The following is a 12,889-nucleotide window of genomic DNA, read 5'->3' as shown; positions in this document are numbered from 1 at the left end:
ACCATCGGTCTCCCGCCGTGGACTACTTACTGGAGCCGGCGCGGTTGCGCTGGGTGGATCGATTGCGCTGGGCGGATCGATTGCTATGGGCGGGTCGCTAGCCCAGTCCAGCCCCGCTGCGGCTGCCACGACACCAGGCTCACCATCGAAAGGAACATCCAGGATGCGCCCGGTTTATCACTTCAGCGTGCCCGACAACTGGAAGAACGATCCCCAGCGACCCATCTACCTGGATGGGGAGTACCACTACTACTACTTGTACAACGCTGACTACATCGGTGGCGGTGGCGGCACGTCCTGGCGTCGCGCCACCACCACGGATCATGTCGCCTTCCGGGATCGCGGAGTGGCGATACCGAAGTTCACCAACACTAACGGCGACTGCTGGTCCGGATGTCTGGTGGTGGATGAGCAAAATACCGCAGGGTACGGAGCGGGTGCAGTCATAGCCCTAGTTACCCAAGCGCCGGAAGGTCGCCAAGCCCAGTACCTTTGGTACTCAACGGACCGGGGACGCTCTTTCAAGCCGGGAGGCGCGGCTCCTGTGCTACCCAACCCGGGTGTGCACGATTTCCGCGACCCCAAGGTGATCTGGGACGTGGACCGTGGGCGGTGGTTCATGGCCAATGCCGAGGGGCAGAAGCTCGGTTTCTACAGTTCTCCCGACCTGCGGTCCTGGACGCGCGTTGGCGAATTTCTTCGCAACGACTTAGGGCTGCTCGAGTGCCCCGATATTTTTCGAATGACCGCCGACGACGGCACCTCACACTGGATCCTTGGTACCAGCGCGAACGGCAAGGGCCGCGGACTGCCCGCGACGTACGCCTATTGGACAGGCGTTTTTGACGGCAGTTCCTTCACGCCTCACCGTCCCGAGCCGGAATGGCTCGACTATGGCTTCGACTTCTACGGTGCTGTGACCTACCCGCATCACGATGCATCGGGTGCCGAGGACCCCACACTGCGCCGGGCCATCGGCTGGGCGAACTTTTGGGACTACCCCCACAACACTCCCACCCTCGCAACAGAGGCTTACAACGGCGATGACATGATCGTCCGCGATGTCCGGCTCATGAGCGGAAACGGTGCTTACTACCTCGCTTCGGCCCCCACCTCTGCTTTGGATAATCACGTGAAGCGCGGGCATCGCCTGGGTGATGTGGCGGTTTCTGGGACCAAGGATCTGACCGTCCGGTCGCTGGCCTACGATCTGTCCTGCGAGCTGGTGTGGAATCCGGCCGCTCCGCCCGCCAATGTCGGTTTTGAGTTATGCCGCGCCCCGGGTGGCGGCAGGCATGTAGCTGCGGGCGTCTTCCTGCGTGGCCCGTTCACCTATGTCAACCGCCGCCCCACGATCAACCCCACTGCCGGCGAAACCCAAACCCCTGTTGACCCCGCCGCCGGGCGCCTCGCTATACGCATCCTCGTGGATCGCACAAGCGTCGAGATGTTCGTAGGAGATGGGCGCGTGGTGCACTCGCACCGGGTTTTCCCCCTGGAAGGCGACACCGGTATCCGCCTCTACGCCCATGAAGGAGCCGCTACCTTCCGGGACCTGACCATCCGTGAACTCAAGATCACGCCATAGCCCGCACCCCAACACGAGAGACAGCTCATGGATTACCTCAGAACAGCCTCACCCCAAACTCATCCGGCACTGGATGTCATGGTGGTGGGTGAGGCGCTTATGGACGTTGTTACCGCCGGCAACCGGAAGGTGGAGCACCCTGGAGGTTCACCGGCGAACGTCGCTTACGGACTCGCGCGTCTCGGCGTAGGCACGGGCCTCCTCACGGCCATAGCCCCGGACGACCGGGGGAGGCGCATCGAAGAGCACCTCCGAAGTGCAGGTGTGATACTTCTGCCGGGATCCAGATCCCTCACCCGCACGGCATCGGCAACAGCAACCGTTGCGCCCGATGGATCAGCCCACTACGACTTCGACATCTCCTGGGATCTGGCCTATCAAACCCCTGCATTCTTCCCGAAGATACTGCATACGGGTTCTATTGCCACTTTCCTTCATCCGGGCGCCAGCGTGGTGAAATCCCTGCTGGAACAAGCGCACAGGCATTGCGTGATCACGTACGACCCGAATATTCGGCCCGCACTTCTCGGAAGCCACGTGGAAGCGAAGGCGATCTTTGAGGAGCTGGTGACTTTCACCGACGTCGTCAAACTCAGCGATGAGGATGCTCAGTGGCTGTATCCAGGTCGGAGCATGGACGAAGCGGCCGCTCACATTCTGGGGCTGGGTACCAGTCTGGCGGTCATTACCAAGGGCGCGGAAGGCGCCCACTTCGCCACCCCGGGCTTCAGCGTCAGCATCCCTGCCGCGAAAACCCGCGTTGCAGACACCATCGGTGCCGGAGACTCGTTCATGTCAGCGCTGATTCTGGGATTGCTCAACCGCGGAACGGAAGGGTTCGCCCCAGCCGTTCTGGACCAGCTCGGGCATGCCGCGGCCGCGGCTGCGGCAATCACTGTTCAGCGCCCGGGAGCGAACCCTCCCACCCTTGAGGAATTGAACGCCGTTCTCGAAAGTCAGCGGGTCGGATGATTAATTAGCTCACCCGTCGGCCGCCGACCAGCCTGACTACGCAGTCCGCGGCGTCGATCGATTCTTCGTCGTGGCTGACGCAGGCCACTGCTGCACCGCGTACTGCTTCTGCTGCGAGCATGGCGCGTGTTCGCTGCCGGCTCTCCAGATCCAAGCCAGCCGCGGGTTCATCCAGCAGGAAAATGCGGGCACGGCGCGCCATGCCCTGGGCAAGCAGCACGCGCTGCCGTTGGCCTCCGGACAGGGCATTGAACGGTGATGACGCATATTTTGTGAGCTGAACGCGGGCCAAAGCCTCCGCTACCCGGGCTTTTCGCTCCGCTGCTCTTGGTGTGGAACCCCGGCCGGACCTATCTCCCCACGTGCCCATCGTCACTACGTCATGGACGGTGAGGGGGAGAGAGTCCGGGGTGGTGACCCGCTGGACTACCAGGGCCACGTCGTCGTCGCGGTCCACTGTGCCGTGGGCAGGTGTCCGAACCCCCGCAAGGATCTCGATGAGGGTCGATTTTCCTGCTCCGTTGGGGCCGGCGATAGCCGTGACTTTGCCCCGTTCGAGGTCCAGGTCAACGCCGTGCAGGGCGGTAACGTCGCCGAAGCTGAAGTGAAGGTTGCGTGCGCTGAGGGCGGGGCCGGAAGTGATCACATCCAATTCTAAGCGCTTTTGATAATGAATCTCAATATGCTTTACAGTGACTGGGTGCGCTGGCTAATTGAACCCTTTACCGCAGACTTCTTCCTTCGGGCCCTCATCGGAGGAGGCCTCGTTGCGATCATCTGTGGTGTCGTTGGGACCTGGGTGGTTATACGGGGCATGGCCTTCCTTGGCGAGGCCATCGGCCACGGGATGCTGCCGGGCGTAGCACTGGCGACAGTCGTCGGCGCACCGGCCATAGCGGGCGGGGCGGTGAGCGCCGTCGTCATGAGCGCGACGATCAGCTTGCTTCAACGTCGCGGCCGGCTGTCGTACGACACCAGCATCGGTCTGCTCTTCGTCTCCATGCTGTCGCTCGGAGTCATCATCGTGTCCCACTCACGCTCTTTTGCCACGGACGCAACCGCCATGCTGTTCGGTGACATCCTCGCCATGGACGCCGGCGACCTGCTTGGGCTGCTCCTGGCGGCCTTTGCCACAGTCTTCATTGCGGTCATCCTCCACCGCAGCTTCGTGGCCACAGCCTTCGATACACGCATCGCCCAGACCTTGGGCCTCCGACCACAGCTCGCCCAGCTGGCAATGGTGGGACTGGTGACCCTCGCTGTTGTCTCTTCCTATCAAGCCGTCGGTTCGTTGCTGGTGGTGGGACTCTTGCTCGCGCCGGCTGTTGCTGCCGGCCCTTGGACACGCAGCATTCCGGCCCGAATGGCGGTAGCAGCCGCCTTCGGCATAGTGGCGGTGGTACTGGGCCTGCTGTGTTCCTGGTACGCCGGCACAGCGGCGGGCGCCTCCATCGCCATGGCCGCTATTACCCTGGCCGCCTTATCCAGCTTGGTAGCGTCCAGCGTGGTGGCGTCCAGCGTGGGTGCATCAGGTGCGGGGCGGCGCCTAAACGCCTGGCGCAGCAGGCGGGCAGCCAAAATGCCCGAACCGCAACCTGCCCCTGTCTCTGTATCCCTCATTGGAAAGTAGCTATGAACCTCCGCGCAAACCCGGTGAATCTCCGAACGAAACCCGCAGCCCTCGCCGCCCTGGCCCTTCTCTTTCTTTCGGGGTGTGGCAGCCCGTCCACCACGCAGTCGCCACAACCTGGCGCGGGCGAACTTTCCTCGAGTGGTGATGGGCACGGGACGATCAACGGCGTGGCTGAGGTTGCTGAACCGCAGCTTCACCTTGTGGCTATCGACTCCGAAGGCGAGGCCTCCATGCTGGATCTCCTCAATGGAACGCCGTCCCGGCTGGGAAGCGTTGGGTCTCCGGCTTCGGTCAGCACCGACGGGCGGTACATCTTTGCTGCCAGCAGCACCGGCGTGGACATTCTGGACAGTGGTGTGTGGACGTGGGATCACGTGGACCACTTCCACTACTACCGGGGTGAAGCCGGGAAGCTCGGCAAGGTAGACGGTGAAGGTACTGCCGCCATCGCCACGGGGATGCTCTCTACGGCGGGCACAACCGGGCTGTTCTTCCCAACCTCCGGGGAAGCAGTCCTAGTGGATAACACGGCGCTCTCCGACGGGACTATTTCCGAGACCCTTCGCATCAAGACCGAGCCACACGCAGGCTTGATCGCCCCCTTGGGCGAAGGGGCAGTGGTCACCGACCCGGACAGCGCAGGGAACGCTGCCCGGCTGCGCGCCCTCGACGCCAACGGCAAGGAAGTGGCCAGCACTGATTGCCCTGCGGCGGAAGGAACCATCACCACCAGGGTGGGATTGGTGATTGGCTGCTCCGACGGTGCCGTGATCGCAACCATGGACAACACAACACCAGTCTTCGAACACGTTCGCTACCCGCAGGGTGCTGCTGCCCCGGCCACCGAATTCAATGCACGAAAGGGCAGGCCTACGGTTGCCGGCCTGGGCACCGATTCCGGAGTATGGCTCCTGGACACCCGCCAGCAAACGTGGGACTGGCTGCCGACGTCCACCCCCGTCGTAGCTGCCGCAACAGCGGACGACGCCGAGCACCACGCGGTGATCATCGGCGCCGACGGCACGGTGCAGGTATATGACACGTCAACAAAGGAACGCATTGCCACCACGGAGCCGCTGATGGCCGCTTCCCTTGCGGATCCAGCTCTGGCCGGAAAAATTCAGCTCGCAGTCGATGCCCAGCGGGCCTACGTGAATGCCCCCGCCGAGAGCCTGATCTACGAAATTGACTATGCCGACGACGCGAGGATTGCGCGGACGCTGGACCTGCCTACAAAGCCTGTTCATTTTGCGGAGACCGGCCGATGAGGCGCGCGGTCGTACTTGCCCTCGCCGCGGCGGCCGCACTGGCCCTCCCGGGTTGCTCGCAACCCGGGACGCCGGAGAAGCCGCAGGTAGTGGTTACCACCAACATTTTGGGTGACGTTACCAAGGAAGTACTGGGTGACCAGGCCGAGGTAACAACTCTGATGCAGCCCAACGCTGATCCGCACTCCTTCGAAATATCGGCCCAGCAGGCGGCCCTCGTGGGCAGCGCAGACCTGGTGGTCTCCAACGGCCTCGGCCTGGAGGAAGGATTGCAACAACATCTGGACAGGGCCGCGAAAGCCGGTGCGCCAATGGTGGCGGCAGGTGAGGTGGTGGACGTCGTGCCTTACAGTTCCGGCGACGCCCAAGGCGCGCCCGACCCCCACTTCTGGACGGATCCGGCAGCCATGATCGACGTCGTTGACGCCGTTGAAAATGCGGCGCGCGATATTAAGGGGATCGATCCCACCCAGCTTGCTGCCAACGCAGCGGCTTATCGGAACCAGCTCAATCAGCTGAACACGGAAATGACGAGCGCCTTCGCTGCCATCCCCAAGGAGCGAAGGGCCTTGGTCACCAACCACCATGTTTTTGGCTACCTTGCCAAACGATTCGATTTCCAGGTTGTTGGCGCGGTGGTCCCCGGGGGGACAACCTTGGCGGCACCGAGCGCCGCTGACCTGCGCCAACTCAGCGAGGCCATCCGCAGCGCCGGTGTCCCTACCATTTTCGCGGATTCATCCCAGCCCGACCGGCTGGTGCAAGTCCTCGCCAGTGAGGCCGGCGTCAACGTTCAGGTCGCGGAGCTCTTCACCGAATCGCTGACAGGACCCGACGGCGGCGCAGCCAGCTACCTGGACATGATGCGCGCCAATACAGATCGCATTGCCTCCGGGCTCAAGGCCTGATTACTTCACACAGCACTCGTAACAACCCGCACTCAAAACAACACAACAGAATGAGGAACCACTACATGCTCCGCCAACGAAGCACCCGCCTGGGAGGCATCGCACTGATTGCCGGGATGACGCTCCTGGCCTCCGCCTGCGCCAGCACCACATCAGGCAGCACCACTCTAGAAGGTACAGCCGGGTCGCCCAGCGCGTCCTCCACGGACTCCGCAGAGGCTCACGGACGCGTTGCTATCTCCTACCCGGGAGGCATCAGCGTCCTGGACAGCAAAACACTGGAGGTGGTCAAGAAATTCGACTCCGAAGAGTTCACCAGGCTGAACGCTGCCGGCGACGGCCGCCACGTTATTGTCACCACTAAGGCAGGCTTCCAGCTTCTGGACACGGTGGAACCTAAGCTCACTGAGCTGGTGGTGGACGCAACGGCTGCCGGGCACGTAGTCCGGCACGCCGGCAAGACGGTCCTGTTCGACGACGGTACGGGAACCACCACCATCCTGAAGACCGACGCCCTCGCCAAGGCAGAGGGTGCTTTGCCTGAGGCGCAGACGTACAAGGCCGACTCCGCACACCATGGAGTGTCCATTGTGTTGGAGGACGGGAAGCTCCTTACCACCCTTGGTGACAAATCATCACGCAGTGGTGCCATTGCGCTCGAATCCCACGGCGACCACTGGGACAAAGTGGCCGAGAGCAAAGAATGCCCCGGGATCCATGGCGAAGGAACTGCAGCTGATGAGGCAGTGATCTTTGGCTGCGAGGACGGCGCCCTGCTGTACCACCACGGAAAGTTCGAGAAGTTCACGGCACCGGATAAGTACGGCCGGATGGGCAACGCCTTCGTCTCCGAGACCAGTCCGATTGTGGTGGGCGACTACAAAACTGACCCTGACGCTGAAGGCTACCTCCTCAACTCTGTGGCGCTGATCGACACGGATCAGCACACGTTCAATGTGATCAAGCTCCCGGAAGCCGTCCAGTACACCTTCCGGGATGTCGCCCGGGGACCCGGAGACTTGGCCTACATCCTCTCCACGAACGGCTCAATCCACGTGCTGGATCCAAAGGACGGGAAGATCGTCAACGAGTTCCCCGTGATCAAAGCCTGGGAAGGCCCGGCTGATTGGCAGGACGCCCACCCCGCCATCGTGGTCAACGGGAACATCGCGTACGTCACCGAACCGGCAGCAAACACCGTACATTCGGTGGATCTGACCACGGGGAAGATCACAGCATCGTCCAAGCTGGACGTCGTGCCCAACGAAATCGCCATCACCCTCGGAACGCACTGACCTACTACTACTGATTTATCAACCAAGGGCAGGACCACTGATGGTGGTCCTGCCCTTGGTTGGCTGGGTCCGTTCCTGCGCCCGTCGGTCGGGCTTCCTGTTGCGAATGGAGTGCAGGTGCGGTCCGTGCCGGCCGACGGCGTGCGTCGGCAGTTTGTTGGTTTCGGGGTTACATGATGCCGGTGGGTACCAGCAGCGCCCAGGCAAGGGCGGGTGCGACGAGGACTACTCCGCCTGCGTACATCATCAGTTGCTTGTAGACGCGCTGCCTGTCGTCTTCGCGGGCGTTCGCTACTACCAGGGCACCGTCGGTGGAGAAGGGCGATACGTCCACGACGGTTGCGGCGATGGCGAGAGCGGCCACCGTACCTGAGGCGCTGAGTGAGCTGGTCGCCAGCAGGGGCCCGGCCAGGGGGATGAAGGCGGTGAGCAGCGCAGTGGACGAAGCGAAGGCTGAACCGACGCCGATCACGTAGCAGAGTACCAGGGCGATGAGCAGCGGAGCGCCGAGGGCGAGGGCTTGCTCGGCAAGGGTATCGATGACGCCGACGTGCTGGAGCAGGGAGACGTAGGTGATCATGCCGGCGACGAGCAGGACCGTGGACCAGGAGACGCCGCCGATGAAGGTCCGGTGTTCCTTGATGTTGACCAGGGCCAGGAGGAGCCCGGCGGAGAGGGCAACGAAGCCGATGGGCATGTGGAAGCCCAGGGCGCAGACGAGCATGGCGACGATCAGTGCCAGGGTGAGGATCTGCTGGCCGTGCGGCCGCGTGGTGCGTGTGGTGTCGAGGTCGGCGTGTTGGCCCGTGGCACCGTCGCGGAGTTTTCCAAGGAGGGCGAACAGCACCACGGTCAGGACGGACAGGATGAGGTTCAGGGCGAAGCTGGCTCCGAAGAGCGCGCCTTGGGAGATGGGGAAGCCGTTCTTCACAGCGATGTCATGAACCAGCACACCTGCCACGGAGAGTGGGGAGAATCCGCCGGCGTGGGCTCCGTTGATGATGAAGGCGCCCATGAGGACGGGATGGATGCGTGACTCGTAGGCGAGACCGATGGCGGCGGGTGCCAGCAGTGCGACGGCGGCGGGGGAGAAGGTGCCCAGTGCAGTCAGGGACGCGGCGAGGAGGAAGAATACCCAGGGCAGAAGCAGGGTTTTGCCTCGGACGAGCCGGACGCAGGTTTGGACGATGATGTCGACGGTGCCGTTGCGTTGGGCCATGCTGAAGAAGTACGTGACGCCGATGATGGTGATGACGATGTTTGCGGGGAAGTCGGCCAGGATTTCCTTGTCGGTCATACCGAGCATGAAGTAGCCGACGCCGAAGGAGGCGACGAGTCCCATCACGCCGATGTTCAACGGCCACTTGGTGGCGACGACGAACATCACAACGAGGATGACCAGAGGGATGATCTGGGTGGCGGTCATGGTCGGCTCCGATTCCCGGGTGGCCGCCGGGTTAAGGATGGCACCCCCGAACAGGATGGCAACCAGACCCAGGATGACGGAAGCGGCAACCGTTATCAGCAGGATACGGCGGCGGTTGTTGGGACGCTGGGAACGTTCTTCCCGGATGTTGCTCTCTGCCTCGGGAGCTGGTTGGTAAATAGTCTTAGCCATGGTGGTTTCTCCTCATCGAGTGGCTGTTGCTAGTGAGGCTTCGACGGCGTTGCCGAGAGTCTCCGGGAGATGAATGATGCTGGTGGCGATGGTGCGGGCGGTCCGGTCGACGCCGACCAGAAGGGACCCGTCGTGCTCCTCGCTCCAGGTCTCGATGACGCCGGCCGGTGTCCGCAGTTTCAGGACTGCCTGGGGTGCGTCGCCGGTGATGTCGTTCATAACCGTGCCCGGGGTGCGGGCGGCGAGCGTGAGTGCGATGCTGCCGGTGATGGCCAACGCCGGATGCGGCTTGCCCATCGACAGCATCATCACGTTAACGTCCCACTCCGGCCCGGTGGGTGGGCCGACGATTGCGAGCTTGGGAACGGCGCGTGCAGCTTCGGTTGGAGTTGCTGCCATTCCCATTCGGACCGCTGCCTGACGACGGATGACGTCCAGGGTGTCCAGGTGCAATTCCACGCTGGCCTTCCACGTCTCGTAGCGGGCAGTGTCCAGTCCAAGTTCCTCGGCCCGGACGATGACTACCGGGGCGCCGGCGTCCACCATTGATACGGTCCAGCGGGTTCCGCCGGCCATGATCGTGTCTGACGCCTCACCCGTGGGGAGCAGATGTCCGGTGGTCTTGCCGGCCGGATCTTGGAAGCCAAGACCGACTCTGTAGCCGGGAAACACAACGCCGGGCATGTGCGCGTCCGGGGTGATCGGCAGCGCGCCGGCAGGTGTGGAAACCCGCTGGATGATGATCTGGCCCGTGTTGGTGTTACGGGTGACGATGCGCGTGGAATCACTACTGGGTACAACCCAGCCTTTCTCGATGGCGTAGAGGCCGACGACGGCGGAGCAGTTCCCGCAGTTGCTGCCCCAGTCAACGGTGGCCTCCTCGATGCCGACCTGGGCGAAGGTGAACTCGACATCGACATCATCGCCTGCCGGTCGGCTGAGGATCATTGCCTTGCTGGTAGTCGACGTAGCCCCGCCCACCCCATCGATCTGCCGGGAGTCCGGGCTGCCGAATAGCCTGGGCAGAAGCACGTCCCAGTCTGTGCCGGCCATATCGGTGGGGCCTGTTTCGAAGACCCAGCATTTGCTGGTGCCTCCACGCATCCATTCGGCTTCGATCTTCATGGTGTTCCCTGCTTCCCGTGGCGCTTTGTCAACTTTGTGGCCTATTACGAGAATGATGCGGATCACACATGAAGACAATGTTGGATATCCGTGGGGGAATGTAGCTTTACTTCATTCATTGCTGTGAAGAGGTTCCTGTGCCTCTTCTGTGAACGACTCATCCTTGATCATCACGGAATTGGCCCTTGACACACCGGGACATTGCATAGAATGAACTAATGAAGAACAAGGGTGAAGCATTGCTTAACGATGAATACTCGGATTTGTTCGATATCCGGCGGCTTGCCCTGCTGGTGGAGGTGGTTGAGCATGGATCGATCACGGCGGCGGCTGACATCATGATGTATTCGCCCTCAGCCGTCTCGCAGCAGCTGCGGAAGCTGGAACAGGAAGTGGGCCAGCCCCTCCTCAACCGCAGATCCCGAGGGGTGGTTCCCACTGAGGCGGGTCAAGTGCTGGCGGGGCATGCTCGGAAAATCGTCGGACAGATGAGGGCAGCCAGGTCCGACCTGGGCCAGATCGCGGGTTTGAGGCGTGGATCGTTGACGGTCGGTACGTTCCCTACGCTGGCCGGTTCCTTTTTGCCATTGGTGATCCGCGCGTTCAAAAAGCGATACCCGGCAATCGGCCTCTCCGTGCGCAGCGCGCGCTTCGATGAGCTCGTGTCAGATCTGGAGTCCGGGGTCACTGGACTGTGCTTACTCTGGGATTATCCGTGGAACCGGTTCAACGACGAGGCCATTCGGATCACGGAGGTGTTCCAAGAGAGCACGGTGATCCTCGTGGCCAAGGGACACCCCCTGGCGGACCGTGATGAAGTGACCATGAAAGAACTCCGCAAGGAGTCATGGATAGTCCGTGCGGAGGCCCACCCTGTAGTGGAGGTACTTCAGCGATCCGCTCACGACGCCGGCTTTGAGCCGACCATCGGTTTCCTTGCCAATGACTATCAGGAGGCTCAAGCCATGGTCAGTGTTGGCATGGGCGTGGCGATGGTCCCCAAGACAGCAGTGGCTCTGCAGCATCCGGATGTCAGGATCCTCAGCCTCGGTGCTGACGCCCCAAAGCGCCGGGTTCTCTTGGCCCAGCGCCAGGACAAAGTGTATGCACCCGCAGAGGTAGCCTTCCACTCAACCCTTCTGGAGATTGCGCGTGAGCGGGGCAATGACTACCTCTAAGGCGGTGCGCTGACTTAGGTAGCCCGAATTTCGTCCCGAAGCGCTGCCTGACTGGACGGATGGGGGATGAAGCGGCGGATGAACGTTGCGGTAATTGCCCCGAGTCCGGACAAGAAGATCCAGGGAACGAAGGCTGTAGCCGAAGGTGTGTAGGCGAGTTCGTAGAGGGGCGCTAGTGCTGCATTCCCCAAGACCACGGCGAGCCCTCCGGCGCTGGCCAGCAATCCGTAGTACGCGCCGGTGGGGCGGCCGGATGCAAACTCCAGAACCAGCCCCATGGTTACTGGCTGCACGCACATGTTGCCCAGTGCAGTACCTGTGACAAGAACAAGCGCTGGAAGAATCGGTAGCCAGCCCGCCGGGGGCAATGTGGCCAGGACTCCTAATGAGGCGAAGCCAAGGGTCTGGAGAGCGAAGCCCAAGGGAAGGGCTATCCCGGGCACGGCTCTCCGCATCAGGCCTGCTATCGGCCATTGCAGCGTGTTGGTCAAGACGGATGCGTAAGTAAAGACAAGCGCCAGTGAGCCGACTCCGGCTCCGCTCCGCTCCGCTCAAGTTCCACGGGAAGCCCGAAGTAGAGCTGGTGGATCGCCAAGAGGTTGACGCTGTAGAAGGCCGCGAACCGGAGGAACCTCCTGTCCTTAAGGCAGGATCAGAGGTTCGACGGCGGCGCGGGGCTGTGCAGTTCGGCAGAAGCCTTGGGGTTGGGGCTGTTTTTCGGCAGGAACAGCCAAAAGATCACGGTCATGAGGGCGAACACGCCGGCCCCGGTCAGTAGTGCCGTATCAAACCCTGTGTTGAGGAGAAACGATCCGAGCAGCGGTCCGACGACGACGCCTACCTACCGCAGATCACAAGCAATGCGAAGAGGGTTGACCGGCTGCTTTGCCCCTTGCCGTTCTTCACCGACGCGTCATCGGTGCCGCCGCCGGCGGATGGTGCGGATTCCTTGGAAGGACCGCGTTCGGCGGCGGCGCCAACGAGGCTTTGTAGTGCAGGGGAGAACAACGCCCCACCGATCCCGGTGACGATGGCCCCGATGAGAAAGAGCGGGAAGTCAGCGGCCCAAACCAAGAGCAGGAAGCCGGCAATACGCACGATGCATCCAGTGATCATGGACCGGCGGGCGCCCAGGACAATCCCGATGGCCAATGCGCCCATGCCGAAGTCACTTCGCATGGCCACTGCAAGGAAGGGCATAAAAACCTATGTTGAAAATCAACTGGCTCGCCAGCAGAAGTTGCGGCGCTGGTTCAACCCTGCCGGGACGTCCTTTTCTGATGATCGAACCGAAGGTCCGGGGA

Annotated in this window: 12 protein-coding genes; 7 read left to right on the top strand and 5 right to left on the bottom strand. The window is 62.3% G+C overall.

Annotated elements, in window-relative coordinates:
* Positions 1-163 precede the first annotated feature (163 nt).
* On the top strand, positions 164-1,588 hold the full coding sequence (locus tag J3A64_RS07065; RefSeq protein WP_043806049.1) for a glycoside hydrolase family 32 protein: 1,425 nt from the start codon (positions 164-166) through the stop codon (positions 1,586-1,588).
* A 27-nt stretch (positions 1,589-1,615) separates the two neighbouring features.
* A complete protein-coding gene (locus J3A64_RS07060) occupies positions 1,616-2,560 on the top strand; it encodes a carbohydrate kinase (protein WP_210063904.1) in 945 nt (314 codons plus the stop codon).
* Between the two features lie 4 nt (positions 2,561-2,564).
* Here J3A64_RS07060 and J3A64_RS07055 read toward each other — a convergent pair whose 3' ends face one another.
* Positions 2,565-3,206, bottom strand: a complete 642-nt coding sequence (locus J3A64_RS07055) for a metal ABC transporter ATP-binding protein (RefSeq protein ID WP_210063903.1) — start codon at positions 3,204-3,206, stop codon at positions 2,565-2,567.
* A gap of 24 nt (positions 3,207-3,230) precedes the next feature.
* Here J3A64_RS07055 and aztB point away from each other — a divergent pair, with 24 nt between their 5' ends.
* From aztB to aztD, 4 genes are read left to right on the top strand one after another with little or no spacing between them, the layout of a single operon-like run.
* Entirely contained in the window at positions 3,231-4,190 is a 960-nt protein-coding gene (aztB, locus tag J3A64_RS07050; RefSeq protein WP_210063902.1) for a zinc ABC transporter permease AztB, read from the top strand.
* Between the two features lie 2 nt (positions 4,191-4,192).
* The gene (locus tag J3A64_RS07045) at positions 4,193-5,461 is read left to right on the top strand and encodes an ABC transporter (RefSeq protein WP_210063901.1); all 1,269 of its coding nucleotides are present in this window, start codon (positions 4,193-4,195) and stop codon (positions 5,459-5,461) included.
* Positions 5,458-6,369, top strand: coding sequence for a zinc ABC transporter substrate-binding protein AztC (gene aztC / locus J3A64_RS07040; RefSeq protein ID WP_210063900.1), 912 nt, complete (start codon positions 5,458-5,460; stop codon positions 6,367-6,369). The genes J3A64_RS07045 and aztC overlap by 4 nt, the downstream gene beginning before the upstream one ends.
* A gap of 50 nt (positions 6,370-6,419) precedes the next feature.
* The gene (gene aztD / locus J3A64_RS07035) at positions 6,420-7,664 is read left to right on the top strand and encodes a zinc metallochaperone AztD (RefSeq protein WP_210063899.1); all 1,245 of its coding nucleotides are present in this window, start codon (positions 6,420-6,422) and stop codon (positions 7,662-7,664) included.
* 169 nt (positions 7,665-7,833) lie between these two features.
* On the opposite strand, the gene J3A64_RS07030 is transcribed toward aztD, so the two are convergent.
* Together J3A64_RS07030 and J3A64_RS07025 are read right to left on the bottom strand one after the other, a co-directional pair.
* Complete coding sequence (locus tag J3A64_RS07030; protein WP_014921761.1) at positions 7,834-9,282, bottom strand: SLC13 family permease; 1,449 nt, start codon at positions 9,280-9,282, stop codon at positions 7,834-7,836.
* 12 nt (positions 9,283-9,294) lie between these two features.
* Positions 9,295-10,407, bottom strand: coding sequence for a PrpF domain-containing protein (locus J3A64_RS07025; RefSeq protein ID WP_210063898.1), 1,113 nt, complete (start codon positions 10,405-10,407; stop codon positions 9,295-9,297).
* Between the two features lie 218 nt (positions 10,408-10,625).
* On the opposite strand from J3A64_RS07025, the gene J3A64_RS07020 reads away from it, so the two are divergent.
* Entirely contained in the window at positions 10,626-11,585 is a 960-nt protein-coding gene (locus tag J3A64_RS07020; RefSeq protein WP_014921763.1) for a LysR family transcriptional regulator, read from the top strand.
* A 14-nt stretch (positions 11,586-11,599) separates the two neighbouring features.
* Here the strand turns inward: J3A64_RS07020 and J3A64_RS07015 are convergent, their stop codons facing one another.
* Together J3A64_RS07015 and J3A64_RS23630 are read right to left on the bottom strand one after the other, a co-directional pair.
* Complete coding sequence (locus J3A64_RS07015) at positions 11,600-12,076, bottom strand: hypothetical protein (RefSeq protein WP_210063897.1); 477 nt, start codon at positions 12,074-12,076, stop codon at positions 11,600-11,602.
* A 346-nt stretch (positions 12,077-12,422) separates the two neighbouring features.
* Positions 12,423-12,785: a hypothetical protein gene (locus J3A64_RS23630; protein ID WP_051024973.1), complete on the bottom strand. Its 363-nt coding sequence runs from the start codon at positions 12,783-12,785 to the stop codon at positions 12,423-12,425.
* Positions 12,786-12,889 lie beyond the last annotated feature (104 nt).

It is taken from the genome of Pseudarthrobacter sp. PvP004 (assembly GCF_017876035.1).
In the GTDB taxonomy this organism is placed as follows: Bacteria; Actinomycetota; Actinomycetes; order Actinomycetales; family Micrococcaceae; genus Arthrobacter; species Arthrobacter aurescens_A.
The sequence above is the reverse complement of the archived record's forward strand: the minus strand, read 5'-3'. Positions and strand labels throughout refer to the sequence as shown.

Coding starts and splice junctions, on each gene's coding strand:
- J3A64_RS07065 (WP_043806049.1), top strand. CDS start 164: ATGCGCCCGGTTTATCACTTCAGCGTGCCCGACAACTGGAAGAACGAT.
- J3A64_RS07060 (WP_210063904.1), top strand. CDS start 1,616: ATGGATTACCTCAGAACAGCCTCACCCCAAACTCATCCGGCACTGGAT.
- aztB (WP_210063902.1), top strand. CDS start 3,231: ATGAATCTCAATATGCTTTACAGTGACTGGGTGCGCTGGCTAATTGAA.
- J3A64_RS07045 (WP_210063901.1), top strand. CDS start 4,193: ATGAACCTCCGCGCAAACCCGGTGAATCTCCGAACGAAACCCGCAGCC.
- aztC (WP_210063900.1), top strand. CDS start 5,458: ATGAGGCGCGCGGTCGTACTTGCCCTCGCCGCGGCGGCCGCACTGGCC.
- aztD (WP_210063899.1), top strand. CDS start 6,420: ATGAGGAACCACTACATGCTCCGCCAACGAAGCACCCGCCTGGGAGGC.
- J3A64_RS07030 (WP_014921761.1), bottom strand. CDS start 9,282: ATGGCTAAGACTATTTACCAACCAGCTCCCGAGGCAGAGAGCAACATC.
- J3A64_RS07025 (WP_210063898.1), bottom strand. CDS start 10,407: ATGAAGATCGAAGCCGAATGGATGCGTGGAGGCACCAGCAAATGCTGG.
- J3A64_RS07020 (WP_014921763.1), top strand. CDS start 10,626: ATGAAGAACAAGGGTGAAGCATTGCTTAACGATGAATACTCGGATTTG.
- J3A64_RS23630 (WP_051024973.1), bottom strand. CDS start 12,785: ATGCCCTTCCTTGCAGTGGCCATGCGAAGTGACTTCGGCATGGGCGCA.